We start from the raw sequence: 23,704 nt of genomic DNA on the forward strand, positions 1-23,704 counted from the left end.
CGCCCCGAATCGTCATGGCTCGACTCAAAACGCAGAATCTTCCCGACCTCTCCGCACTTCTGACGCCGAAAAATCCGCTGATGCTGGCCGTCGAGCGCGCCGTGCTCCGCGGACAGGACTCGGCTTATGCGTCTACACCGATAGCCGAGCAGATCGCGGCGCGCCTGGCTGGGGTCATTACGCTCGATCTGCTCAAAGCGGGACAACGTCTGCTCGAAAAGGACATCAGCGAAGTGCTTCACGTGAGCCGCGCGCCGGTTCGCGAGGCGCTGCGCATCCTGGAACGCGATCGTCTGGTCGAATTTCAGGCGAGACGAGGCGCCATTGTCACCGCGCCTGACGAAAGCGAGCTTCGGGATATCTTCCGCGTGCGCAGCGTGCTCTATCTGACGATGCTGGAACAGGTCGCCAACGAAAGCCCCGACGAGCTGGAAGCGCTCATGTCCGAACGATTGCCGAGGCTCGTCAAGGCGGCCGATGAATCTCCGGACGCTTATGCAGTGGAAAGCTTCCTGCTGAATTTCGCGACGGTCGATCTCTGCAGCAACCGGCTTCTGGTCGATATTCTGCAATCCATTTCGCTGCGAACGCTTCGTTATCTGAGGCTGAGCATGGTGGCAGATCCGCAGTCCATTCGCGTTTCGCTCAAACGATGGCGCGCGTTGCATAAGGTGATCGTCGGCCGCGACAATGAAACGCTGCTTGCATTGGCTGCACAGCGCCTCGACGAAGCACGGGATGCCGCGGTTCAGGCGATCGCGCCAGTATCAGCGACGCGCCGTGTCGCACGTGCCGGGAAGTCGCAGAAGGCCTCGCTGACTTAAACTCGCCAGAGCATTTCCTGCATCGTTTTCAACTCGCGGATTAGGCAAAACGCGTCTTGCCGCACCTGCATGCTCGCTGCTCAGCGAGCATGAATTCCCCTCCTCCTGTTTGTTTCTTCCCAAAACAGTTCCGGCTCTGTCGACTGTCGAATCCCCCCTTTTCGACACTCGACACGCATGAGGTCTAACCCCTACTCGTTTAATGTCGACATGAATTATAAGCGGTGATAGTCTTGCATCGTGGTGAAGAAGTTCGTCAGTCACAAGAGGAGACACCAGTGAGTCTGTCAACCACCAATGAAGTGCCGGCCTCAACCGCTGCTACCCGCGATTCCTCCCGCTCCTACGCGTGGGTCGTTTTCGCGTTGATGTTCTGCCTGCTGCTTTCCGACTACATGTCAAGGCAGGCGCTGAATGCGCTCTTTCCGATTCTGAAAGTCCAGTGGCAAATGTCCGACACCCATCTGGGTTCGATCAGCGGTGTCGTGCCGCTCACGGTCGGCATTCTGACGCTGCCGTTCTCCATCTTCGCCGATCGCTGGGGACGCGTGAAAAGCATCGCGCTGATGGTCGCGCTGTGGAGCGTCGCCACGCTGGGATGCGCGATTGCAAGCAACTACGAGGAAATGCTCGTCGCGCGCTTCTTCGTGGGCGTCGGCGAGGCGGCTTATGGCAGCGTCGGGATCGCCATTCTCGTGAACATCTTCCCGAAACACATGCGCTCCGGCATTGCCGGCGGCTTCACTTCTGCTGCGGCGTTCGGATCGGTGCTCGGTGTCTCTCTTTCCGGTGTCGTCGCGACACACTTCGGCTGGCGCTGGTCCATGGGTGTCATGGCGATCTTCGGCTTCCTGCTTCTCATCGTCTACTGTTGCGTCGTGACGGAGAAAAGGCTCGAACGCGCGCATCCGGATGACGTCGCACCGTTCACATATGGGTCCGCGAGGCTGAGTTTCCGCGCGCTCATTGCAGGCATCTTCCCCAGCCGCTCGGTGTTCTGCGCCTACCTCGGATGTGCGCTTCAGGTATTCATCCAGGGAACGCTTTTCGTGTGGCTGCCCAGCTATCTGAATCGATATTGGGGCATGTCCGTCAGTCAGTCGGCATTGACGGCGGCAGGTCTCGTGCTCGTCAGCGGCCTGGGGCAACTCATGTGCGGCGTGATCACCGACCGGATCAGCGGAGGCTCTTCCCTCAAGCGATGGAACATGGCGATCGCCTACTGCCTCGCGCTCGGCACGCTCTTGACGATCGCGTTCCAGGTGCCACAGGGCACGTTGCAACTGGTCCTGCTCGCGTTCGCCGTGTTCTTTCTTGCAAGCTCGTTTGGCACATGCAGCCCGATCATCGCCGGCGCAACGTCACCGGCGATTCATGGATCGGCATTTGCCACGCTTACGCTCTTCAATAACATCCTGGGTCTCGCAGCCGGCCCATTCCTGACCGGCGCGGCTGCCGACGCAGTCGGCCTCAAAGTCGCCTTGCACTGCCTTCCGCTTCTGGCAATTCTTCCGTTCGCCGTGTTCATCGTCGGCAGGCGGTTCAGCATGGCGGAAGCGTCGGGCGCGATGCGTTCGTAGTCAAACTTTCAATTCATCCATCCATCACCATGAACTTTCTCGACGGTCACCTTTACCCTGAGAATCAGCAGCCCCTGATCATTACGGCTGCGCCCTACGCGCCGGGCTGGATTCCCTCCGACTTCCCGGAAGATATCCCTGTCACGATGGAGGAGCAGATTCAGAAAGCAGTCGATTGCTACGAAGCCGGCGCCACCGTTCTGCATCTGCATGTGCGCGAACCCGACGGCAAAGGTAGCAAGCGGCTGTCCATGTTCAATGAGCTGATTGCCGGCGTGCGCGCCCGTGTGCCCGAAATGATCATTCAGGTTGGAGGCTCCATCAGCTTCGCTCCCGAGTCGGAGGGACAGGCAGCCAAATGGTTGAGCGACGACACGCGGCACATGCTGGCCGAGCTCGATCCGAAGCCCGACCAGGTGACGGTGACTGTCAATACCACGCAAATGAATGTGACGGAGCATGCTGGTCTGGATGACTTCAAGGGCGTTTCGCGCGGATTCCCGCATCTGTACGAAGCTTATAAGGACATGATCGTCCCTTCGAATCCTAGCTGGGTCGAGGAGCACATTCGACGCCTGACGGCATCCGGAATCCAGAGCGAGTTTCAGTGCTACAACATCAATAGCTTCGAAACCATCGAGCGGATGATTCGCCGAGGTGTCTACAAAGGGCCGCTGGTCATGAACTGGGTCGCCATCAGCGGCGGGATGGATCAGGCGAATATCTATAACCTGGCTAACTTTCTGCGGGCCGCGCCCGACGGTGCAGTCATAACGGTGGAAAGCTCGGTTCTGAACGTGTTGCCGGTGAATATGATAGGGATAGCGTTGGGCCTGCATGTGCGATGCGGCATCGAAGACGTTCTGTGGAATCAGACTCGCACGGGCAAGATGAGCTCCGTCGAACAGATCAGACAACTGGTGCGTATCGCCGGCGAATTCGGTCGCCCCATCGCGACGGCCGAGCAGGCACGAGAGATCATGCAGATCGGCGTTTTCTATGAGACGGCGGAAGAGACGCTTCAGGCCAACGGTTTCGCACCCAACCGGAACGGCGGCAATCAGGGCTTTCTGAGGAAGCCCGCCTGAGCCTTACTCAGTGGAAAGCCGGGATAAGGCGCCTTGCGACTTCAAGATCGCGCGTGCGTCATTGCTTTTCGATGCGCCACTCTGCCTCGCCTTTCTTGCACGCGGTCGGCGTCCAGCTCTGCGTCTGTCCCTTCGCCACCGCGACGAGCGTAACTTTGCGGCACGTCCCGCCGTCGCGCTTCACGGTATCGCGCGGCGTGACCGTGCCTTCGATATGCACCGTGTTACCCGTGCCATCGTTGTTCCATTTGATCGTTTCGCCGTCCTTCTTCGTGTCGAGCGCTTCCTGAGCGGCGCGATTGAGCGCCTTGCGATCGGCGGGCTTCATATAGCTGATCGGCGTGTCCTTGAGGAAGTTCAGGTTCGCAGCATGGGCGCATGTGCATGACAACAACAGTCCGGCAAGAACGCGACCTGGGAAACCATGTGGGTTCGCCTTCATGTCCGCCTCCGTTCATAGCATTGAGTCGATCGAGCATAACTGTTCATTTATTTCGTTGTCCGTCAGATCGCATTCGCCGCGACGCTAACCGCATCAGGAAGCGATCGCGGCTGCTGCAGAGCCAACGAGTCGATGTCTTCAGTTCGCCGAGTCGATACTGCCAGTTCCCGGCTCAGATAGTCCAGTGCATATTCGATGAACACGCATGTCTTGCGAGGCAAATGCTGACGCACCGGATAGGCAATGAAGATATGCTTGTCGGACACGTCGATCGAATAGTCCGGCAACAGGCGAACGAGCATGCCGTCGTCGAGATCCGTCTGCACCACGCCTCTCGGCAGGATCGAAAACCCGATGCTGTGCAGCGTCGCGAGACGAGCTAGAAACCAGTTATCGACCGAGTACGCCGGTGCGAGCGTGACTTCATCCACAACGCCGTGACGGTCACGGAAATTCCAGGTCTGACTGCGTACGTCCTCCTCCAACCCGACCGAAGCCAGGTTGCGCAACTCTCCCGGCGCGGCAGGCAAGCCATGCTCGCGCAGAAAGGCGGGCGTAGCCACAGGAACAAACGCATTGACGCCGACCGTCCGCTTGACGACCGCCGCGTCATCCGCCAGCTCCGTGACAATGCCAACGTCGAATCCATTTTCGACGAAATGGACATGCCGCTCGGCAAGCGTCAGCCGTACCGTTACGCTCGGATAGAGCGTGCGGAATCCGTCGACGAGTTGAGTCAAGGTGAACTGGGAAACCGCAGTCGAAGCGACGACGCGCAACGCGCCGCTGAGTCCATCTTCCGTACGCGCGATGGTAGACCCGAGATGATCCAGCTCCTCCAGAAACGTGCGACATCCTTCGAGGTAGCGCGCGCCAGCTTCAGTCAGTGATACCTTGCGGGTGGTGCGATTGATCAACCGGGTTTTCAGACGCGCCTCGAGCGAGGCGATCGCGCGACTGATCAACGCGTTGGAGACCCGCAGTTGTCGAGCGGTACTGTGGAAACTTTCCGTATCCGCTACGCGCACGAAGACACGCATCGCATGGATCTCGTTCATTTGATCGCCCTCAATGCGCCGAATTGTCTTGCCTGCGTATTACATAGTTTGCTGCGCACCGCGAAAGCAATATCGGACCACGCCAACTATTTCAGTCTCCCAAAGTAGATAGTTGATTGTTCATCGTTTGTCATTAGTTTTTTGTGCGGCTCGCGCGCCGCCGCGTCTGCCGTGTGTACGCATACCTGTCGTGGACAGTTTCGCGCGATCCACGCTACGAAAGAAGTTCGCTCTCGCTAACGCGACGACGAATCGGATGGCGGAAGCCCGAAATGCGTCCTGACGTCTTTCACGCCCGGCACGTTCTCGGCTGCCACGCGAATCGCGTTGCCTTCTTCAGAACGAACGACCGGCCCCCAGAGATGCACGGTTCCGTTTTCGACGGTGACGTTTTCCCGCGCGAGCGCCCAGGGATGATCCTTCATGGCCGCGAGCACGTCTTCGCGAATCGCGTTATCGCCGCTCTCCGCCGTCGTGGGCACCTCGGGCGCCATGGTCACGAGCGCGCGAATCAGGTTGGCCCGGCTTACCACGCCCACGACCTTTCCGTCGCGCATGACCGGCACGCGCTTGATACGCCGACGATCGAGCAGCTCGGCGATATCGGCGACAGGACATGTTTCAGTCACCGTCGAGACGTCGGTACTCATCACATCCTCGACCTTCCTCGCGTGTTCCTTCACATACTGGCTCGCAAGTTCAGTCGTGGACGCGGCAAGCTCGAGCCACCACGAGCGCTGCTTGACGCCCGTCCCGATCTCCGCGCGACGCATCAGATCGCCCTCCGTGACCATGCCGAGCAACCTGCCGGACGCATCGACCACAGGCATCCCGCTGATGCCGGCGAATACCATCATTCCCGCAGCGTGCCGTATGGACATGTCCGGGCTGGCCGTGATGATCGAAGTCGTCATGATGTCGGAAGCTCGCACGTTCATCTCCTTCAGGGAAGTCATCGCGGTCTGCCACGTCACTCCCGTTACAAGAGAGCAGACGGCTTCTTTGGTCACAGTATGCGAACGCCAGAGTGAATTCAAGGAACCGGACGCGTGCGTGTACTAACGAGACGATGTGTCGGCGATAACCTGACAGACACGACCACCCGACCTATGCTGATAGTGTGGCCGCTCACCCGACACAACGAGCCAGACCATTCTTCACTGAGCGACCGTATTGCCGACAACGGACCGAACGGGGGTGGTCATGACGACATGGAGTGGACGGCTCCTTAGCGCGAGCCTCCTCGTCTTGCTGACAGGCTGCCCCTCGAAGCAACAGGATCAGCCCGTTCAGAGTCAGTCCGCATCGGCGGCCGCTCCAGCTTCGGCAGCGGCACCTGCCTCCGTCGCGGCGCCGGCCTCGACAGTGGCCCCGGCCTCCGCTGCGGCCTTGCCTCCGTTGCCCGCCTCGACGACCCAGCCTTCGGCTCAGCAATATCCGCCCGAGGAACTGGAGGCGCTGGTCGCGCCCATCGCGCTCTATCCCGATTCGCTGTTGTCGCAGGTGCTGATGGCCTCGACGTATCCGCTGGAAATCGTGCACGCGGGCCGCTGGGTAAAAGCCCATCCGGATGTGAAGGGCGACGCCGCGGTAAAAGCCGTCCAGAATCAGCCTTGGGACGTCAGCGTCAAATCGCTGGTGGCGTTTCCGCAGGTGCTCGTACCCATGAACGACAAGCTGGACTGGACTCAGCGACTCGGGGATGCGTTCCTCGCTCAGCCAAACGACGTGCTCGCCGCCGTGCAGCGCCTGAGGATTCGCGCGCAGGATTCCGGACATCTGAAGTCCACCCCGCAGCAGAAGGTGAGCGTCGAAGCGCGTCCCGCCGCGAGCCAGAGCGGCCAGCCGGGTCAGGCGCCGCCCGCGCCGAATATCGTGCGCATCGAACCTGCCGACCCGCAGGTCATCTATGTGCCCTCCTACAATCCGACCGTCGTGTATGGCGCCTGGCCCGCCCCGGCCTACCCGCCGACGTATTGGCCACCTCCACCGGCCTATTATCCCGGAGCCGCCCTCGCGAGCGGATTTGCGTGGGGTCTGGGCATCGCCGCGGCGGGCGCGATCTTCAGCAATTGCAACTGGAACAACAACGACGTCAACGTCAACATCAACAAGGCGACGAACATCGACCGCAACTTCGATCGCACCAAGGTCCAGGGCGGCAAGTGGCAGCATGACGCGGGGCATCGCCAGGGCGTCGCCTATCGCGATAACGCGACGCGCGTCAAGTACTCACGCGGCGTGCAAGGCGCCGATGCACGACGCGACTATCGCGGACGCACCGGCACTGCGCCCGAGCGCGCGAGCACGGCGGATCGCTCGGCGGCACGCAATCAGGGAGCCGCTAACCGGACGGGCCGCGCGAACAACGCGAACGTCGCCAACCGCGCCGGCGCGAATACCGCCGGCGCCGGCAATCGCGCGAATACGCCCAATCGTCAGCCGGCGGCGGGCAATCGAGCGAATCCGCCGAATCGTCAGGCTGCAGCGGGCAATCGTCCTCAGACCGCCAATCGGGCGGCTCAAATGCCGGATCGCGCTCAATCACCCGCCCGTGGCGGCGCAGCGAGCGCGCAGCCGGGCAATCGAGCGGCCTATGCTGGCGGCGCACGCGATACCGCATTCCAGGGCGTCGGCGGCGGCGGTGGTGCGGCGCAACGCGATTTCAACCGTGGACAGTCGAGCGTCCAGTCGTCGAACTTCCATCGTGGCGGTGGCGGTGGCGGCGGCGCGCGTGGTGGTGGCGGTGGCGGCGGTGGGCGCGGCGGCGGACGGCGATGAGGAGAGCGATCATGAAAAGACTATCCGAGATTGGCGCGCTCCTCGCCGTGGCCGGAAGCACGATGATCGTCGCGTTCGCGCTCGCCGTCATCCCGGTTCCGGCGATGAGCGCGCAGAAGTTCTTCCAGACGCCCGATGCGGCGATGAACGCATTCGGAACCGCGATCGCCGACAACGACGAAGGCGAACTCAAGGCTCTTTTGGGCGCCGACTTTCGCGACGTGATTCCTTCGGTCGGCGCAGAGCTCCGGAGCAAGTTCCTGACCGCGTGGCAGGCTTCCCACGCGATCAAGACGACGGACAGCGACCACGCCCGGATCGTCGTCGGCAACGATGGCTGGACGCTGCCCATTCCGCTCGTGAAAACGCAGCGAGGCTGGGAATTCGACATGCGCGCAGGCGCCGACGAGATGCGTCTTCGGCAGATCGGACGCAACGAGCTTGCCGTGATCCAGACGATGCTCGCCATCTACGATGCCCAGCGTGACTATGCATCGAAGTATCACGACGGCAACAAGGTCTATGTCTATGCGGACAAGTTCGCCAGCAGCGACGGCAAGCATGACGGGCTGTATTGGCCTACCAGCGCCGATGAAGAACCGAGCCCCCTTGGTCCGGCCTTCATGACGGCTGGTGCTCGCGCGAGATCGGCGAGTGGCTACTACGGCTACCACTACAAGCTGCTACGCGCCCAAGGGTCCCACGCGCCGGGCGGCGCATACGACTACATGGTCAACGGCCGTCTGTTCGGCGGCTTTGCCGTGATCGCATGGCCCGCCCATTATGGGGAAACGGGCATCAAGAGCTTTATGGTCAGTCACGACGGACAGGTCTATGAACGCGATCTTGGCCCGGACGGTGCGAAAAAGGCGCAGGCGATGAAGTCGTTCGATCCCGGCCCTGGGTGGGAAAAGGAGTCGCCCTGAAACGCTGCCTTCTACAGCAACGCTCAAGTCGTGACAGCGGCCTTGCTCAATGCAATAGCGCATACGCGATTGCGGCCAGCCAACTTGGCGGCGTACATCTGCGCGTCGGCCGCTTCGACCAGGCGGGTCGGCGCGAAGTCCTCGTCCGGATCGCATGTCGCAGCACCGATGGATACCGTGATGCATTGATCCTTGCCCGTGAGGCGCGGAAGCTTCATGCGCTGCACCTCGGTTCTGATTGCATCGGCCATCACTGTTGCTGCTTCGGCCGTCACCTTGGGCAGGACCACCACGAACTCTTCACCGCCGTATCGGCTCACAAAGTCGACGGACCGGCGAGCCACCCGCTGGACACAGTGCGCAACCGCGATGAGCACCTCGTCGCCGGCAGCGTGTCCGAGGGTGTCGTTGAATCGCTTGAAGTGGTCGATGTCGATGAACAGAACAGAAAGAGGCGAGCCGCGTTCCCGCGCCTTGCACCACTCCTGAGCCAGATGCAATTCGAGGCTGCGGCGATTGGCAAGCCCGGTAAGCGGATCGGTCGTCGATAAGCGCCTGAGCTTTGTCTCCTTGCTGACCTGCTCTCGAAGCATGAACGCAAGGAGCCAGGAGGCGGAAACAGCCACAGTACCAAGCGCCACGGCGAGCACGAGTACCGTTGCATCGCCGAGACTCAGTTGTACCGCATCGAGCATCAGGCTCACGAGGCCGAGTGCGAGGCCGGTGCCGAGAACCCCGATAATCATCGGGTGCATGCCGAGAATCTGCGCAGTCCGGCTCAAAACGAAGTGCGTGCTGACGCCTGTATGACTTCTGTGCGGCGAGCCGCGAGGACAAAGGTTTGCCATGAATGGAATCTCATCAAGAGCCGGGCCCTGATGGGTACCGGGACCGTCATCCAGCATCGGGGATTTCTGGCCCCTGCAATGATTGCCTGATCAAGCAAATGATAGTGGGTCCGTTGGCCCGAATCCGCGACAAGTCGCCGCAAGAATGCGTAAAACAGGCCTTACTAGAGAACTACATCAGGTCGCCCACGGGTCGGACTGAAGCGGCGGTATCGCGCAAAACTGTGCATTGCGCTCGCATCGAAACGCGGTCTACAGTGACGCGAACCCTCCGCTTTCAGGACGCTCCATGCTCAAAATCCTGGGTAAGGCTTCGTCGATCAATGTGCGCAAGGTGCTATGGACCTGCACCGAGTTGCGTCTGCCTTTCGAGAAAGAGGATTGGGGCAGCGGCTTCCGCTCTACGCTGACGCCCGATTTTCTTGCGTTGAATCCGAACGGCCAGGTGCCCGTGCTGAAGGACGATGACTTCATTCTGTGGGAGTCGAACGCCATCATCCGTTACCTTGCGTCACGCTACGACGGTCTGCACCTGTATCCGGCGGAGCCGAAGATGCGCGCCCGTGTCGACCAGTGGATGGACTGGCAAGCAACAGACTTGAACCGCTCGTGGAGCTATGCGTTCCTTGCGCTGGTTCGGCAGTCGCCGACACACCGCGCGGCGGAAGAAACCGCCCAATCGATCGCTGCATGGAACAGAAACATGGCGATACTGAACGGACAGTTGTCTGCAACTGAAGCGTTCGTAGCAGGAGAGCGATTCTCCCTCGCCGATATTCCGATTGCGCTTTCCGTGAATCGCTGGCTTGAAACGCCGTTCGACCGTCCGGCGTTGCCCGCCGTATCCGCCTATCTGGAACGTCTTTCCGACCGGCCCGGCTTCGCTCGATACTGCAGAAACGGCGTGCCTTGACAAGCGAACTGGACTTCATGTTTCTGCATCGACAGTAGCGCCGTGTCCTGCGACTACATGCGGAATCCTAACGATCCCGCGCACGCATACAAGAGGAGCCGGAAATGACTCGACGGGTACTTCGCATCGCCACGGTCGGCGTTGTCCTGACCGCACTCTCTTGCGCGCTGAACGCAGCGGCAGTCAACGACGATCCCGCGAGCATCATCCGCTCCGCTCTGACACAGTGGCGCGCAGATTTCAACGCACGGCGTGCCGCGCATATCTGCGACCTCTTCGCACCCGATCTTCGTTACGATTTCTATGACGCGCCCGAGCGGACCTACCCGATGCTATGTGCCCGTCTGCACCACGCGCTGGCCGACCCTGCGCAAACGCTTCGTTACGACCTCACGATCAAGGAGATCATCGTCTCCGGCGACCTCGCGATCGTGCGCCTGACATGGAGATCGATCGTTACCAAGAACGGCAAGCAAGAGTCCAACGATGAGACGGGCCTCGATGTATTCGGCCGCCAGCCTGACGGTAGCTGGAAGATCATCCGTTACATTGCTTACCCGGAAAAAGACTGAGCGCTTTACACCGATTCGTTGCGATCGGACGGACCAAACCGCGCGTCGCCGCGGCGCAATGCATCGCTCAAAGGCACACACTGCGTGATGCCCGAGTTACGCGCCTCTTCCATTTCACGTTCATCGACACCCACCGCGACCACGCGGTGCGCGGGCGTCGCGAGCGTATGAAGCGCCACCTCATAGCGCGAGATGCATGCGCTCGATGACAGGATCGATGAGAAGTACGTGATGCCGTCGTCGCCGAGAGTCTCGCTGATGGCGTCGTTCAGCGTCTCCGCGTTGAGTTCGCTCATGAGCAGCAACGGATAGCCGTCGTCACGCACGCTTTGCAGGAAGCGCTTGAGCGCGGCGCTCTGCTCGTATCTCACTGCCGGCTTCGTGTCTTCGACAGTGCTGGTCCATACGGGGTCCATGTTCGCTACGATCGCGTCGATTGCCATTGCTTGCCTCTCAGAATCGTTGAATGCGTGCACGTCGCCGTGGGCCGGCTCGTTTGACGTCGACAAAAAATATAAGGTCCCAAAAATATTTACACTATTTAGTATTTATCGCCGACCTATAAGTTTTTGCTTATTCCACAGACGACGACACCGCACAACAGGCCGCAGGCTCCCAGTGCGCAACCGCCAGTCTTCGCGCGTCGCTTAACTCGCCTTCTTGTTCGCACGCGCTCGATGAACTAGATTTTGATTTGCAATGCGATTGTCGGGAGAAATTGCCATGGAACTGCACGTCGAACGTGTCGATGTCTGGGCCGCCACCATCGATGACAAACCGGGCGGCCTTGCACAGGTGTTAAATGCATTGCGCGATGCTGGCGTCGATCTGCAGTTCGTCGTCGCACGGCGCACGCCTGAAGCATCGGGCAAGGGCGTCGTATTCGTCGCACCATTGCAGGGAGAAAGCGAGATCCGTGCCGCTACGCAGGCGGGATTCAGCGTGACTCCGAGCCTTCACTCCGTCCGTGTGATGGGTATGGATCAACTGGGAATCGTCGCGCGAGTCACTCAAATACTCGCCGATGGGGGCGTCAACCTTCGCGGTGTGTCCGCCGCGGTGCTTGGCTCACAGTTCATCGCCTATATCGCGGTCGATTCCTTGGAGGATACCGAAACGGCAATGGACATCTTGCAGAGGGCGTGAACCGCTCATATCGAACCGCCGGATTGTCGCGCCTTCAAAGTCGATGCGACGCTAGAACACGCCGAGCGAAAGACCGGCCGCCAATCCCGCGCCAAGCTCCGCGCAGCGCGCAAGATCAGCGCTACCGATGACCTTGCGCGCCAGAATGCGCTCTGGTGTCTGCGCATGCGTACAGACGATGATTCCCGGCGCCACCGCGTTGAGACGCCATCCCAGAGCGATACGTTCGATCTGTCGCAACGCGCCTTGTCCATCGCTACCCGCGCAGATCATCGCCGCATAAGGACGGCCGTTCAGGCGATCGAGCGCCGGGTAGTAGCAGCGATCGAAGAAGTCCTTCATCAGACCCGACATCGTCGCGAGATTTTCCGGCGTTGCGAACAGGTAACCATCGGCCGAAAGAACGTCTTCCGGGCATGTTTCGACCGCCTGCTTCAAATTGACCGAGACATCGGATTGTTCTCGCGCAGCGGCAGCGGCCGCCTCGGCCATTTGTTGCGTGCCGCCGGTCATCGTGTGATAGACGATCAACAATGTCTTCATAACGGGTTGGTCCGCCCTCCGTTCGCATTTATGCCGCAAGACTCTCGACGAAACGTCTGACGTTGTCCAGGACAGGTCGTTGATCTCCGGCGAAAACCCAGTGATCCGCGCCGTCGAGTTCGACGAATCGCGCATGCGCGATATGGCTGGCGAGATGGCGGCCCGCGCCGATGCGAACGGCGCGGTCGTCGCGACGGTGCAGCACCAGCGTCGGGACGGCAATCCGGCCCAGCAGATGCCGCACATCCATATCGCGCAACGCCTCCAGCACGCCCTTGATGGCTCCCGGGCTCGACGCGGCCCGAAGCATCCCAGCCCACCAGGCTCTGGCCTGAGGATCGCCGGAGAGGCTCGGCGCGAATGTCTCGATACCCGCAGGCCCGCCCCAGCTTGCAATGAGTTGCCGCAGCCACTCGTCATACTGAGCTGCCAGCAGCGCGTGGGGATAGTCATGCGTCGCGGTCCCTTTCGCCAGGGAGCCGAACAGAATGAGGCCGGCGACGCGATCGGGGTGATCGACGGCAAACCTGATGCACGCCGGTCCGCCCTCCGACGCGCCGAACAGAACGACCCGACGGCTGCGGGCGGCGTCGAGCACCGTGCCGATGTCCTGCGCGGTTGCGTCGACGCCGGGATTGAACCCGACACGATCCGAGAGCCCGACACCGCGACGATCGAGCAGGATGAGACGGCCCATTCTGGCGAGGGCGGACAGGAACGCCCGGCAACGCGGCTCCTCCCACACCCGCTCGACGTGAGAGACGAAACCGGGCAGAAGAAGAACATCGATCCCGCCGACGCCGTAGGTCTGGAACGCGAGATGGACACCGCCGCCGCCGACGTAGCGCGTGGACGGCGGATCGTCGATGGTCAACGTCGCGCTGTCGCTCAGCAGCGCGCGCGTCTCGGCTTCGGGCGTCACGCGAAGCTCGTCGCGAAGGCGACGCGTCAGGGCCTCGAAGTGCCGCTGGGCCGTGGCCCTGTCGCCGGCAAGCAGAAGGTTGCGGATCAGATGACGGCCGCACACTTCGCTGAGCGGATCGAGTTCGACAAGACGGCCGGCGTGCACGGCCGCCGCAGCATAGTCACCGGCCGCGTTCCTGTCCTGCACCACGCGCTCGAGCGCCTGGATCGCCCGGCCCCGCAATGCCTCGCGACGAAAGAAAGCCCACTCGTCGAACTCCGGGCAGTCGCCGGGCGAAAAACCATCGAGAAAGTCGCCGGAATACTCACGGCACGCCCGCTCGAATTCGCCGCGGTCGCAGGCCTCTTCGAATCGCCGTGAATCCACTTGCAGGTCGATCGACTCCGACCATCGAACCGTCAAGCGGTCGATGGTCAGAACGTTCTCCCCGAGCGAAAGCTGGAGACGATGCAACAGACGCCGCAGCCGCGCCCGCACGACTTCCTCGCCGCCTTCCGGCCACAGCATCGTCGCGAAGGCGTCGCGCCCGATCGACGTCTTCGCTTCAGCCAGATAGACCAGCAGAGCCATGCCCTTGCGCAAGGCCAGTTGGCACGGCCGGCCGTCCCGACGAATCTCCGGAAATCCAAGCGTTCGCACGCTGAACAAAGCCATAAAGGAAGCTCTCGACGACGGCGTCCGGGGGACGCTCAGGGGACGACGCAATCCTAGCATCTGCCTGTAGACGATGGCCGCCGGGCTCATCGCGACAGACTGAACTGGAGGATTGCCATGAAGAAACTGGGCGAACATGCGATCGTGATCGGCGCCGGCGTAGGCGGGCTTTTGGCCGCCCGCGTCCTGTCGGATTTCTATACCAGCGTCACCGTGCTCGAACGCGATGCGTTTCCGGCAACGGACAGCGCGCGCAAGGGCGTGCCGCAGGGTCGTCACACGCACGGGCTCCTTGCACGCGGCAGTGCGATCTTCGAGGAATTCTTCCCGGGTTACAACGATGACGTCGTCGCGCAAAGCGGCGGTCTGATCGGCGATGTAGCCAACGATGTGATCTGGATCGGCCGCAACGTCAGGCTTGCCAACGGCGCAAGCGACCTGATCGGTCTGCTTGCGAGCCGTCCGGTGCTCGAAGGTCATCTGCGTCGACAGCTTCTCGGGTTGCCCAACGTGCATGCCATCGAACATTGCGCAGTGCGGGCGCTTGTCACCGACCCCGCTCGCAAGCGCGTGACGGGCGTGCGCGCATGTGCAGAAGGCAAGCCGGAAGAGATGATCGAAGCGGACCTCGTCGTCGATGCGACCGGTCGCGGCTCATCCAGTCCCGTGTGGCTCGAAGCGCTCGGCTACCCTTCTCCCGACGATGAGAAGGTCGAGATCGGCATCTGCTATATGACCCGCACCTATCGGCGCCGGCCGAGCGATCTCGACGGCAAGCACGGTATCGTCGTCGCCGGTAGTGCGCCGAACTGGCGCAACGGCGTCATGCTCGCACAGGAAAACGAAACGTGGATCGTCAGCGCCGGGGGTTATCTTGGCGACGATGCACCGGACAACGACGCAGGCTTTCTCGCGTATCTGGCGACGCTGCCGACCATGGAGATTCATGACGTCGTCGCAAGAGCGGAGCCGCTGACCGATTTCAGGCGCTATCGCCATGTCTCAAGCCTGCGCCGGCGGTACGAAAGGCTCGCGCGTTTCCCCGACAATTACCTGGTTTTCGGCGACGCCATATGCAGCTTCAACCCTGTCTACGGACAGGGCATGACGGTCGCGGCAGAGGAAGCGCTGGCGCTGCATCGGTGCCTGCGCACGGGATCGTCCGGCCTTGCGCGTCGATTCTTCGGGGCGGCTGCAAGGATCGTCGATATTCCGTGGGACATCGCGGTCGGCAACGATCTTCGCCATCCGGACGTCGAGGGCGCGCGCCCGCCGGCGATGCGCTTCATCAACTGGTACATCGGCAAGCTTCATCTCGCCGCGACACGGGACAGCACGTTGGCGACCGCGTTTCTCAAGGTCGTCAACCTGATGATGCCGCCGTCATCGCTGTTCAGTCCCGCGATCGTCGGACGTGTCTGGCAGGGCAACCGGCGGCCTGCACTCATTCATGCCCTCGCCAGCAATCGAACGAACGAGGCTCAATAACGTGGGAGGTTACTGTCTGGAACCTGCGGACTGTGCGGACCAGTCGCTGAAGCCGGGCCCGTCGTAAATGGTTTTACGGCTCGCCCACTCCACTTCGGCGGCGGTTGCATACGTCACGCCCGGCTCCCACCAGAGCGCGCCCTCCTGCCGGAAAGACGGTCGTCCTTCCATTCGCGTCACCAACGACTCGACCTTGGGCCGAGCTGGAGACCGCCACGATAATCGCAGTGGCCGACGTTCGATGAAGTGACACAAACATGCGAGCACGATGTCCTGAGCGGAAACCACGCCGGGCACGAAACCGTCGTCGGCGCTGACGAGCTGCGCCTCGAACCAATCGAGAAGATGCTGATTGCGAATGGCGCATCGTGCGGCATGTCCGTTCTCTTCGTGCGGGACTCCGGACCATTGCAGTTGCGACACCGTCGTCGTCGAAACGCCGAAGGTTTGCAACGTGGCGAGGACGAGCTTGTCGTGCCAGCCTTGCGTCGCGCGCACGTAATCAGCCGCAAGCGGTGCCATGCCTTGTGGCGCGGGACTTCCTGCATAACTCGACATGAGATAGTCGATGATCACGGCGGAATCCCATAAGGTCCGCTCGCCATCGACCAGGGTAGGAACCTGCAGAGTGGGCGACACCTTCGCGCGTTCTTCGGCGCTGGGCGTCGTGTAGGTTTCCTCACGCTCGAAGTCGAGTCCTTTTTCGACGAGCACGATGCGTACGGCACGCGCGAAGGGCGATCCTGTTGTGAAGAACAGCTTGCGCATGTTTTCCTCCGTGACGGATGCTCTCGTCCACGCGTTGGCACGGACTCAATGAGTCTGAACCTTCCGACGACAGCACGCCACAGGCAATCGAGAAATATTTCGAATGCCCGAAGCCGCCGTGTCACGACGATTTCGCCTTTGCTTCTGACGATTCGTCGTTTAGCGTCGGCGCGGTCGTTGCTGATAATCGTCGCCGGAAAGCTACGAGGATTTCATCGATCTCGTCATTCCCGAATTGCAGTCGCGCGGCATCTACAAGAACTTCGTATGCGCAGGGAACGAAGCGAACGCGACGCGACAACCAGCGCGCTGGCTCGCAATCGGCGAAACTCCTTCATGTGGCTCGCGCGTCTGCAATGGACGCGACGCAGTGAATCAGCCAGGAAACCGTGACAATCAGGAGATAGCGCAATGAGTCGTACCGAAGACGCCGCATGGATCGAGCCGTTGAACGCGGTATTAGAGGAATGGGCGAAGACGGCCGCCGCGCGCGACAAGTCGGGCGGCACCGCCTTCCACGAACGCAATCTGCTGCGCGAGAGCGGCCTGCTCAGGCTTTCGATTCCGGTGGAGTTCGGCGGCGACGGCGCGCACTGGTCGACGACTCTCGATGTCGTGCGGCGCATGGCGCAGGTCGACAGTTCGCTCGCGCATCTCTTTGCGTTCCATCACCTGCAACTGGCGACGATCCGTCTGTTCGGCAGCGACACGCAGATTCGCCGCTGGCTCGCCGAGACCGTCGAGCAAGGGTGGTTCTGGGGCAATGCGCTCAATCCGCTCGACAAGAGCACGCGCGCCCTGCCCGATGACGCCGGCGGCTATGTCTTCGACGGCCGCAAGAGCTTCTGTTCCGGCGCGCGCGATTCGGACCAGTTGCTCGCCTCCGCTTTCGACGGCGACGGACGTTTGCTCATCGGCGTGACGCCGACGAATCGCGCGGGCATCACCGTGCTCGACGACTGGGACAACATGGGGCAGCGTCAGACCGACAGCGGCACGGTGGTGTTCGAGCGCGTGCCCATCGCCACGGACGAACTGCTGCTTCAGCCCGGACCGCTCTCCAGCCCGTTCGCCACGCTACGGCCGCTGCTTGCGCAGTCGATCCTGAGCCACATCTATATGGGCATCGGCGAAGGTGCGTTGCAGGCCGCGCGCGACGCGACGCTCGCGCAGACACGGCCGTGGATCGCATCGGCCGCCGAGCGTCCCGCCGACGATCCCTACGTGCTCGCGCATTACGGCGACTTCTGGGTCGCGCTCGAAGGCGCGCGCCTCTTCGTCGAGCGTGCGATGCAGGCATTCGACCGCGCGTGGCAGCGCGGCCTCGCATTGACCGAACACGAGCGTGGCGAAGTGGCGGTCGCCGTGGCGGCATCGAAAGTGGCGGCGGCGCGCGCGGGGCTGGAGGTCGCGCATCGCATGTTCGAAGTGACGGGCGCGCGCTCGACCACGGCGGCATTGCGCCTCGACCGCTTCTGGCGCAACGTGCGTGTGCATACGCTGCACGATCCGATCGACTACAAGGTGCGTGAGCTGGGAGACTGGGCGCTCAACGGAAAGATTCCGAAGCCATCGTTCTATTCGTGAGCGTCTCGCATCGAACGGTTCGAAGTGCGGCCGGCCGTATATGCGAAGCACGCGACGCGTAATTTGCTATGCATGATTGATTCGTAGCGGCGGCATGCAGAGTGCCTATAGTCGAAGGCTTCTCTACATCACTTCGTCCGCGCCATGAAATCTGCTATCCATCGCCGCACGCTGATCGCCGGCGCCGCGACATGACGTCGCTTTCCATCCGCAATCTCGGCGTCACCTACGAAGGCGCGAGCACGCCCGCTTTGAAGGGCGTCGATTTGCAGATCGGCAGCGGCGAGTTCGTCGTGGCGCTCGGCGCATCGGGCTGCGGCAAGACCACATTGCTCAATTGCCTCGCCGGCTTTCTGGAACCGACCGAAGGCGACGCATCGCTCAACGGCGAGCCGATCGTCGGGCCCGGCGCCGAGCGCGGCGTCGTGTTCCAGAAGCATGCGCTGATGCCGTGGCTCAATGTCATCGACAACGTCGCGCTCGGCCTGCGCTTTCGCGGCGTGAAGCGCGACGAGCGCCGCGAGATCGCGCGCCGCACGCTCGCGCTCGTCGGCCTCGCGCAGCATGAGCAGGCGAAGGTCTACGCGCTTTCGGGCGGCATGCAGCAGCGCGTCGGGATTGCACGGGCGCTCGCGAGCGATCCCGAAGTGCTGTTGATGGACGAGCCGATGGGCGCGCTCGACGCCCTCACGCGCGAGAACGTGCAGGAACTCGTGCTCGACGTGTGGGCGCGCACCGGCAAGACGGTGTTCTTCATCACGCACAGCGTGGAGGAAGCGCTCTTTCTGGCGACGCGCCTCGTGCTGATGACGCCCGGCCCCGGACGCATCGAGGAAGTGCACGAGCTGCCCTTTTCGCGCGACTACATCCGTAACCGCGATGCCCGCGCCGTGAAGTCGTCGCCCGCGTTCATCGAGTGGCGCGAGCGGCTGACGCGCCGCCTGCATCGCACCGATATGGAGGTGGCGTGACTCATCCCGCACACGAAGTCCCGCTGCCGCGCTCCGCCACGACGCCGCAGACTCCACGACGCGCCGCCCGCACGAAACGACGCACGCGCTATCGCGGCATGCCGGGCGCGGGCCCGACCGCGCTGCCCAGCGCGCTGTGCGTCGCGACGCTCGCGTTGCTATGGTGGGCCGCCACGCATTTTCACTGGCTGCCACCGCTCTTTCTGCCCTCGCCCGAGGCCGTCTGGCAGGCATTCGTCGATGCACTGCATGGGCGGCTCCAGGGCGGCCTGCCGCTCTCCGAACATCTTTTGTGGAGCGCGATCCGCGTGTTCGGCGCATTCGCGCTGGCGGTCGTCACGGCGGTGCCGGTCGGCATTCTGATGGGCGTGAGCCGCATCGCGCGGGGCGTGCTCGATCCGCCGCTGGAGTTCTATCGGCCGCTGCCGCCGCTCGCGTATCTGCCGCTCGTCGTGATCTACTTCGGGATCGATGAGACCGCGAAGATCGTCGTGATCTGGCTCGCGTGCTTCGCGCCGATCGCGATGGCCGCGCGCGCCGGCGTGAAGAGCGCGACCGCCGAGCAGGTGAACGCGGCGTGGTCGCTCGGCGCGAACTTCCGGCAGGTCGTGTGGCACGTCGTGCTGCCCGCCGCGTTGCCCGAGATACTCACGGGCCTGCGCATCGCCGTGGGCTTCGGGTGGACCACGCTCGTCGCCGCCGAGATGGTCGCCGCCACCGCGGGCCTCGGGCAGATGGTGCTCAACGCATCGAGCTTTCTGCGCACCGACGTGGTGGTGATGGGCATCGTGCTGATCGGCGCGATCGCGTGGATCTTCGACTTCGGGATGCGCGCGCTGGAACGGCGGCTCGTGCCGTGGAAGGGGCGTTGAGCCGCGCGCAGCCCACGTTACTGATAGAAGTTGAGCGTCAGCATCGCGGAACGTCCCGGCGCCCAGGTGGCATAGATCGGGTACGCGCTCGAAAAGTACTTGCGGTCGAAGATGTTGTTCACGTTCAACTGCAAATCGATGGTCTTCGCGACGTGATACGTCGCCACCGCATCGAAGCGCGCGTAGCCGGGCGTCCACTTGAGCACCGTCGGTGAAACCGACGCGTAGGACTTGCTCGCGATCGTCGCGCCCGCGCCGACCTTCAGCTTCGGCAGCACGTCATAGAACGACCAGAGCGTGAAGTTGTGCTTGGGCACCATCACCATCGGCAGACCGGACGATGCCGCGCTGGCCGCGCCCGCGTCGATCGTGATCGCATCCAGATACGAGTAGCCGCCGAAGACGCTCCACTTGCCCGTGATGTTGCCCGCGGTCCCGACTTCGACGCCGCGCACGCGCTGATGGCCCGCGTTGATCGTTCCGCCGAGGCCGTCGCTTACGCGCGCGTTGGTCTTGTCGGTCTGGAACAGCGCGAGGTTCATCGACAGACGATCCAGCACGTCCCACTTGGCGCCCACTTCGATGTTGCGGCTGCGTTCCGGCGACAGATCCTGATTCGTGGCCGTGAGCTGATCCGTGCCGCCGCCGAGACCCGCGTTCGCGCCCGGCGGATTCGCGGACGTGCCGTACGACGTGTACAGGCTCACTGTCGGCATCAGCTTGTACACGAGGCCGAGCTGATAGCTGAAGAGATTCGAGTTGTTGGAGAGGTCTTGCGCGCCTGCCTGAGTCGAGGTGACGTCGAAGCGATCGAAGCGCACGCCCGCGTTGAAGATCCATCGGTCCGTGATCTTCACGCTATCGAAGAGATACGCGGATGCGGTATTGGTCTGCGTATGCGTCGCCGCGCCGGGAAAGCCCTTGTCGCCGTTGAGCAGAACGCTGCCGAGCCACGGATTGTCCGGATTCCACGCGTTGACCGGCGTGCAGTTGTATGCCACCGAACACGGACCGCCGGTCCGGATATTGTTTCCGGCGCTATCCGAGACGAGATAGCCTTCATAGAGGCTGTGCTCGTGACTGAACTCGACGCCGCCCGTCATCGTGTGCTGCATGCCGAGGAGTGTCGCCTTGCCGGTCAGTTCGGTCTGGTTCGTGATGCTGTTGGTCGCGTACTTGCCGCTCTTCGCCTGCAAGCTGAGAATGTTCGACGTCGGGCTCGTCAACTGTGGATTCGTCGCGATGTAATCGAGCGTGGACCGGCCGAACATCGTCGTGTTTCTGAGCTTCAGGTTTTCGTTGAAGCGATGCTCGATGCGCACCTCGCCCGTGTCCGTCTGCCCATAGCGATAGTCCCGGTTATTGAGGCCGTAGAACTGGCCGCGATCGCTGTTGATCGGCGCGCCGCCCGTCGAGCGGAACGGCACGCTGAAATCCGGCATGTCGTAGCTATTCAGATGGTAGTAGCTGAGCGTGACCGTCGTCGGACTGTTCAGGCCGAATGCGACGGACGGCGCGATGCCCCAGCGCTTGCTATAGACGTTATTGCGGCCCGCCTGATTGGCATCGAAGCCCATCGCGTTGAAGCGCAATGCGTTGTCGCCGGCGAACTTCTGGTTCACATCGAGCGTCAGGCGCTTGTACGCATCGGTTCCGATGCCCACGCTGCCGTTGATGAAGTTCTCGTTCTTCGGCATCTTGGTTTCGATGTCGATCGAGCCGCCCACCGCGCCGCGCCCCGCATACACCGAGTCCGGACCCTTGATCACCGTGATGCTCTCGATGTCGAACGTCTCGCGGTTCTGCACGCCCGAGTCGCGAATGCCATCGACGAAAATCGAATTGCGCGATTCGAAACCGCGGATCACCGGCCGGTCCGCCGACGGATTCGCTGCCGCATCGCCGCCGAGGAACGTGATGCCCGGCACGGTCTTGAGCGCATCGGCGAAGGTCGTCGCGTTGGTTTCCTTGATGAGCTCTTCGGGAATGACCGTGATCGAGCGCGGCGTGTCCAGCAGCGGCGCGGTGAATTTGTACGAAGGCAGTTCCTTCGTCTGCAGGTCGGATTGCACCGTGCTCGCGTTCACCTGAACCGCGGGCAAGGACTGGGGCGAAGCGTCGTTCGAGACTGGCGCCGACACGGACTGCGCGACGGCCTGAGACGGAGCGAGAAAACTTGCGCAATAAAGAGCACCGACGGACGCGAGCAGACGCGTCCGCGTCTTTAACAGAGCGGGCATGGTGACAGTGTGAAGAAGGATGAAGCCCCACGTTGCATGGAGCGGACGGGCGCGAGACGAATCGCGTTAGAGACAGTTAATGAGAATCATCCTCAATAACTGACGGGACGGATTGTAATGTTTATTTACAAAGGTGTAAACGTCTTCGGACGTGCTTTTGCCGAAATGCCCCGCCACATAAGGCGAAACAGCAGAAATGAAAGATTACGCTAAGTAAACAGAGGTCACTAAGCAACATCTAAGTAAGCCCCGGCAGAGTGCCGCCTGACTCGACGCGTGAGCCCGAGCGAGCTCATACCAATCAAAAAAACCATACCGGAACGCACATGGATATGTTGTTACTCGTCAAGGCCGCGATCATGGGCATCGTCGAAGGGTTGACGGAGTTTCTGCCGATCTCGTCGACCGGGCATCTGATCCTGGCCGGGTCGCTGCTCGACTTCACCAGCGAGAAGGCCAAGGTATTCGACATCGCGATCCAGACGGGCGCCATCTTCGCCGTGATCCTGTTCTACTGGCGCCGTCTCGTGGACACCGCCGCCGCACTCGGCGATTCAGCGCGCGCCCGGCGGTTCGTGCTGAACGTGCTGATCGCGTTTTTGCCGGCGGTGGTGATCGGTCTTCTCGTGGGCAAGGCGGTCAAGGCGCATCTCTTCACTCCGACGGTCGTGGCCACGTCCTTCATCGCCGGCGCGCTGGTGATCCTGTGGGCCGAGCGCCGCCCCAAGAGCACGGTGCGCGTCTTCACCGTCGACGACATGTCGCCGTTCGATGCGCTCAAGGTCGGTCTCCTGCAATGTCTCGCGCTTGTTCCGGGCGTCAGCCGTTCGGGATCGACCATCATCGGCGGAATGCTGGTCGGACTGAGCCGCAACGCGGCGACCGAGTTCAGCTTCTTTCTCGCGATTCCCACACTCATCGGCGCGGGCGCGTACAGCCTCTTCAAGGAACGTCATCTGCTCGCGGCGACCGACGCGCCTTTGTTCGCCGTCGGATTGATCTTCTCGTTCCTGAGCGCATGGGTGTGCGTGCGCTGGCTGCTGCGCTATGTGGCGACGCATGACTTCGTGCCGTTCGCGTGGTATCGGATCGCGTTCGGCGTCGCGGTGCTGGTGACGGCGCACTTCGGCTGGGTCAACTGGGCCGACTGACGGGCCCTGGACGATATTCTCGTACTAAGACGCGGCTAAGGATTCGGTAGCAATTTGAGTGAAGGCGCGACGTCGATTTTATAAAAAGAACGCTTCGCGAGCGCCTCAATCAATCGAATCACTCTCGAGGATATTTTCATGCTGACACTGATCATTGGCTCCGTCTACGCCGTCTCGCTGGGCGCATTGCTAACCCTGTCGATGGGCCGATTCTTCGAGCGGATCGAACTTAGCGAGACGGCGCGACAACACGGACGCTTCGCCTGAAGACGGTCCGGTGCACGCCCGGCTCCGGGCGAACGATGTCGCCACACGTCGACGCAGATT

The 23,704-nt window shown here is 62.0% G+C and carries 23 protein-coding genes and 1 pseudogene; 15 read left to right on the plus strand and 9 right to left on the minus strand.

Features of this window, described 5'->3' with window-relative positions:
• Positions 1–14: 14 nt before the first annotated feature.
• The 3 genes from QCE73_RS34740 (at position 15) to QCE73_RS34750 (ending at position 3,492) form a co-directional block, all read left to right on the plus strand.
• Positions 15–824, plus strand: coding sequence for a GntR family transcriptional regulator (locus QCE73_RS34740; RefSeq protein ID WP_309885444.1), 810 nt, complete (start codon positions 15–17; stop codon positions 822–824).
• A 278-nt stretch (positions 825–1,102) separates the two neighbouring features.
• On the plus strand, positions 1,103–2,404 hold the full coding sequence (locus QCE73_RS34745) for an MFS transporter (protein WP_309885445.1): 1,302 nt from the start codon (positions 1,103–1,105) through the stop codon (positions 2,402–2,404).
• A gap of 29 nt (positions 2,405–2,433) precedes the next feature.
• Entirely contained in the window at positions 2,434–3,492 is a 1,059-nt protein-coding gene (locus QCE73_RS34750) for a 3-keto-5-aminohexanoate cleavage protein (protein ID WP_035508051.1), read from the plus strand.
• A 58-nt stretch (positions 3,493–3,550) separates the two neighbouring features.
• Here QCE73_RS34750 and QCE73_RS34755 read toward each other — a convergent pair whose 3' ends face one another.
• The 3 genes from QCE73_RS34755 to QCE73_RS34765 all read right to left on the minus strand — a co-directional run bounded on the left by QCE73_RS34755 (position 3,551) and on the right by QCE73_RS34765 (position 5,924).
• Positions 3,551–3,934: an RT0821/Lpp0805 family surface protein gene (locus tag QCE73_RS34755; protein ID WP_309885446.1), complete on the minus strand. Its 384-nt coding sequence runs from the start codon at positions 3,932–3,934 to the stop codon at positions 3,551–3,553.
• 62 nt (positions 3,935–3,996) lie between these two features.
• Positions 3,997–4,992, minus strand: coding sequence for a LysR family transcriptional regulator (locus tag QCE73_RS34760; protein WP_309885447.1), 996 nt, complete (start codon positions 4,990–4,992; stop codon positions 3,997–3,999).
• Between the two features lie 236 nt (positions 4,993–5,228).
• Complete coding sequence (locus QCE73_RS34765) at positions 5,229–5,924, minus strand: CBS domain-containing protein (protein ID WP_309885448.1); 696 nt, start codon at positions 5,922–5,924, stop codon at positions 5,229–5,231.
• Positions 5,925–6,195: 271 nt separating this feature from the next.
• Here QCE73_RS34765 and QCE73_RS34770 point away from each other — a divergent pair, with 271 nt between their 5' ends.
• Positions 6,196–7,773 carry a DUF3300 domain-containing protein gene (locus QCE73_RS34770; protein ID WP_404989853.1) on the plus strand — a complete coding sequence of 526 codons (1,578 nt, stop codon included), beginning with the start codon at positions 6,196–6,198 and terminating at the stop codon, positions 7,771–7,773.
• Positions 7,774–7,784: 11 nt separating this feature from the next.
• Positions 7,785–8,699, plus strand: coding sequence for a DUF2950 domain-containing protein (locus QCE73_RS34775; protein ID WP_404989854.1), 915 nt, complete (start codon positions 7,785–7,787; stop codon positions 8,697–8,699).
• Between the two features lie 23 nt (positions 8,700–8,722).
• Here QCE73_RS34775 and QCE73_RS34780 read toward each other — a convergent pair whose 3' ends face one another.
• Positions 8,723–9,454 carry a GGDEF domain-containing protein gene (locus tag QCE73_RS34780; protein WP_309885450.1) on the minus strand — a complete coding sequence of 244 codons (732 nt, stop codon included), beginning with the start codon at positions 9,452–9,454 and terminating at the stop codon, positions 8,723–8,725.
• A 382-nt stretch (positions 9,455–9,836) separates the two neighbouring features.
• Here QCE73_RS34780 and QCE73_RS34785 point away from each other — a divergent pair, with 382 nt between their 5' ends.
• Both QCE73_RS34785 and QCE73_RS34790 read left to right on the plus strand, forming a co-directional pair.
• Positions 9,837–10,460, plus strand: coding sequence for a glutathione S-transferase (locus tag QCE73_RS34785; protein WP_309885451.1), 624 nt, complete (start codon positions 9,837–9,839; stop codon positions 10,458–10,460).
• Positions 10,461–10,564: 104 nt separating this feature from the next.
• Positions 10,565–11,032 carry a nuclear transport factor 2 family protein gene (locus QCE73_RS34790; RefSeq protein WP_309885452.1) on the plus strand — a complete coding sequence of 156 codons (468 nt, stop codon included), beginning with the start codon at positions 10,565–10,567 and terminating at the stop codon, positions 11,030–11,032.
• 5 nt (positions 11,033–11,037) lie between these two features.
• Here QCE73_RS34790 and QCE73_RS34795 read toward each other — a convergent pair whose 3' ends face one another.
• Positions 11,038–11,475: a hypothetical protein gene (locus QCE73_RS34795; protein WP_309885453.1), complete on the minus strand. Its 438-nt coding sequence runs from the start codon at positions 11,473–11,475 to the stop codon at positions 11,038–11,040.
• 280 nt (positions 11,476–11,755) lie between these two features.
• On the opposite strand from QCE73_RS34795, the gene QCE73_RS34800 reads away from it, so the two are divergent.
• Positions 11,756–12,178, plus strand: a complete 423-nt coding sequence (locus tag QCE73_RS34800; protein ID WP_309885454.1) for an ACT domain-containing protein — start codon at positions 11,756–11,758, stop codon at positions 12,176–12,178.
• A gap of 51 nt (positions 12,179–12,229) precedes the next feature.
• On the opposite strand, the gene QCE73_RS34805 is transcribed toward QCE73_RS34800, so the two are convergent.
• Together QCE73_RS34805 and QCE73_RS34810 are read right to left on the minus strand one after the other, a co-directional pair.
• A complete protein-coding gene (locus QCE73_RS34805; RefSeq protein WP_309885455.1) occupies positions 12,230–12,721 on the minus strand; it encodes an NAD(P)H-dependent oxidoreductase in 492 nt (163 codons plus the stop codon).
• Between the two features lie 28 nt (positions 12,722–12,749).
• The gene (locus QCE73_RS34810) at positions 12,750–14,300 is read right to left on the minus strand and encodes an alpha/beta fold hydrolase (RefSeq protein ID WP_309885456.1); all 1,551 of its coding nucleotides are present in this window, start codon (positions 14,298–14,300) and stop codon (positions 12,750–12,752) included.
• A gap of 117 nt (positions 14,301–14,417) precedes the next feature.
• On the opposite strand from QCE73_RS34810, the gene QCE73_RS34815 reads away from it, so the two are divergent.
• Positions 14,418–15,788: an NAD(P)-binding protein gene (locus tag QCE73_RS34815; RefSeq protein WP_309885457.1), complete on the plus strand. Its 1,371-nt coding sequence runs from the start codon at positions 14,418–14,420 to the stop codon at positions 15,786–15,788.
• A gap of 9 nt (positions 15,789–15,797) precedes the next feature.
• On the opposite strand, the gene QCE73_RS34820 is transcribed toward QCE73_RS34815, so the two are convergent.
• A complete protein-coding gene (locus tag QCE73_RS34820) occupies positions 15,798–16,556 on the minus strand; it encodes a glutathione S-transferase (protein WP_309885458.1) in 759 nt (252 codons plus the stop codon).
• Between the two features lie 193 nt (positions 16,557–16,749).
• Between QCE73_RS34820 and QCE73_RS34825 the strand changes: the two are divergent.
• The 4 genes and pseudogenes from QCE73_RS34825 to QCE73_RS34840 all read left to right on the plus strand — a co-directional run.
• Positions 16,750–16,930: pseudogene (locus QCE73_RS34825) on the plus strand (hypothetical protein); the annotation flags it as partial.
• Positions 16,931–16,967: 37 nt separating this feature from the next.
• A complete protein-coding gene (locus QCE73_RS34830; protein WP_309885459.1) occupies positions 16,968–18,143 on the plus strand; it encodes an acyl-CoA dehydrogenase family protein in 1,176 nt (391 codons plus the stop codon).
• A gap of 191 nt (positions 18,144–18,334) precedes the next feature.
• The gene (locus QCE73_RS34835) at positions 18,335–19,114 is read left to right on the plus strand and encodes an ATP-binding cassette domain-containing protein (RefSeq protein WP_309885460.1); all 780 of its coding nucleotides are present in this window, start codon (positions 18,335–18,337) and stop codon (positions 19,112–19,114) included.
• Positions 19,115–19,137: 23 nt separating this feature from the next.
• Positions 19,138–19,986 (plus strand): ABC transporter permease subunit, encoded by an 849-nt coding sequence (locus QCE73_RS34840; RefSeq protein WP_309885678.1) that lies wholly within the window; start codon positions 19,138–19,140, stop codon positions 19,984–19,986.
• 17 nt (positions 19,987–20,003) lie between these two features.
• On the opposite strand, the gene QCE73_RS34845 is transcribed toward QCE73_RS34840, so the two are convergent.
• On the minus strand, positions 20,004–22,226 hold the full coding sequence (locus QCE73_RS34845) for a TonB-dependent siderophore receptor (RefSeq protein ID WP_309885461.1): 2,223 nt from the start codon (positions 22,224–22,226) through the stop codon (positions 20,004–20,006).
• 326 nt (positions 22,227–22,552) lie between these two features.
• On the opposite strand from QCE73_RS34845, the gene QCE73_RS34850 reads away from it, so the two are divergent.
• Both QCE73_RS34850 and QCE73_RS34855 read left to right on the plus strand, forming a co-directional pair.
• On the plus strand, positions 22,553–23,377 hold the full coding sequence (locus tag QCE73_RS34850; RefSeq protein WP_035508021.1) for an undecaprenyl-diphosphate phosphatase: 825 nt from the start codon (positions 22,553–22,555) through the stop codon (positions 23,375–23,377).
• 138 nt (positions 23,378–23,515) lie between these two features.
• Positions 23,516–23,644 carry a hypothetical protein gene (locus QCE73_RS34855; protein WP_309885462.1) on the plus strand — a complete coding sequence of 43 codons (129 nt, stop codon included), beginning with the start codon at positions 23,516–23,518 and terminating at the stop codon, positions 23,642–23,644.
• Positions 23,645–23,704 lie beyond the last annotated feature (60 nt).

Origin of the sequence: Caballeronia sp. LZ029 (genome assembly GCF_031451275.1) — a bacterium.
GTDB classification, from domain to species: Bacteria; Pseudomonadota; Gammaproteobacteria; order Burkholderiales; family Burkholderiaceae; genus Caballeronia; species Caballeronia jiangsuensis.

Bases quoted from the DNA above. Each gene is read 5' to 3' on its own strand.
- QCE73_RS34740 (WP_309885444.1), top strand. From the start codon at position 15: ATGGCTCGACTCAAAACGCAGAATCTTCCCGACCTCTCCGCACTTCTG.
- QCE73_RS34750 (WP_035508051.1), top strand. From the start codon at position 2,434: ATGAACTTTCTCGACGGTCACCTTTACCCTGAGAATCAGCAGCCCCTG.
- QCE73_RS34755 (WP_309885446.1), bottom strand. From the start codon at position 3,934: ATGAAGGCGAACCCACATGGTTTCCCAGGTCGCGTTCTTGCCGGACTG.
- QCE73_RS34760 (WP_309885447.1), bottom strand. From the start codon at position 4,992: ATGAACGAGATCCATGCGATGCGTGTCTTCGTGCGCGTAGCGGATACG.
- QCE73_RS34770 (WP_404989853.1), top strand. From the start codon at position 6,196: ATGACGACATGGAGTGGACGGCTCCTTAGCGCGAGCCTCCTCGTCTTG.
- QCE73_RS34775 (WP_404989854.1), top strand. From the start codon at position 7,785: ATGAAAAGACTATCCGAGATTGGCGCGCTCCTCGCCGTGGCCGGAAGC.
- QCE73_RS34780 (WP_309885450.1), bottom strand. From the start codon at position 9,454: ATGCACCCGATGATTATCGGGGTTCTCGGCACCGGCCTCGCACTCGGC.
- QCE73_RS34785 (WP_309885451.1), top strand. From the start codon at position 9,837: ATGCTCAAAATCCTGGGTAAGGCTTCGTCGATCAATGTGCGCAAGGTG.
- QCE73_RS34790 (WP_309885452.1), top strand. From the start codon at position 10,565: ATGACTCGACGGGTACTTCGCATCGCCACGGTCGGCGTTGTCCTGACC.
- QCE73_RS34795 (WP_309885453.1), bottom strand. From the start codon at position 11,475: ATGGCAATCGACGCGATCGTAGCGAACATGGACCCCGTATGGACCAGC.
- QCE73_RS34800 (WP_309885454.1), top strand. From the start codon at position 11,756: ATGGAACTGCACGTCGAACGTGTCGATGTCTGGGCCGCCACCATCGAT.
- QCE73_RS34805 (WP_309885455.1), bottom strand. From the start codon at position 12,721: ATGAAGACATTGTTGATCGTCTATCACACGATGACCGGCGGCACGCAA.
- QCE73_RS34810 (WP_309885456.1), bottom strand. From the start codon at position 14,300: ATGGCTTTGTTCAGCGTGCGAACGCTTGGATTTCCGGAGATTCGTCGG.
- QCE73_RS34815 (WP_309885457.1), top strand. From the start codon at position 14,418: ATGAAGAAACTGGGCGAACATGCGATCGTGATCGGCGCCGGCGTAGGC.
- QCE73_RS34820 (WP_309885458.1), bottom strand. From the start codon at position 16,556: ATGCGCAAGCTGTTCTTCACAACAGGATCGCCCTTCGCGCGTGCCGTA.
- QCE73_RS34830 (WP_309885459.1), top strand. From the start codon at position 16,968: ATGAGTCGTACCGAAGACGCCGCATGGATCGAGCCGTTGAACGCGGTA.
- QCE73_RS34835 (WP_309885460.1), top strand. From the start codon at position 18,335: ATGACGTCGCTTTCCATCCGCAATCTCGGCGTCACCTACGAAGGCGCG.
- QCE73_RS34845 (WP_309885461.1), bottom strand. From the start codon at position 22,226: ATGCCCGCTCTGTTAAAGACGCGGACGCGTCTGCTCGCGTCCGTCGGT.
- QCE73_RS34850 (WP_035508021.1), top strand. From the start codon at position 22,553: ATGGATATGTTGTTACTCGTCAAGGCCGCGATCATGGGCATCGTCGAA.
- QCE73_RS34855 (WP_309885462.1), top strand. From the start codon at position 23,516: ATGCTGACACTGATCATTGGCTCCGTCTACGCCGTCTCGCTGGGCGCA.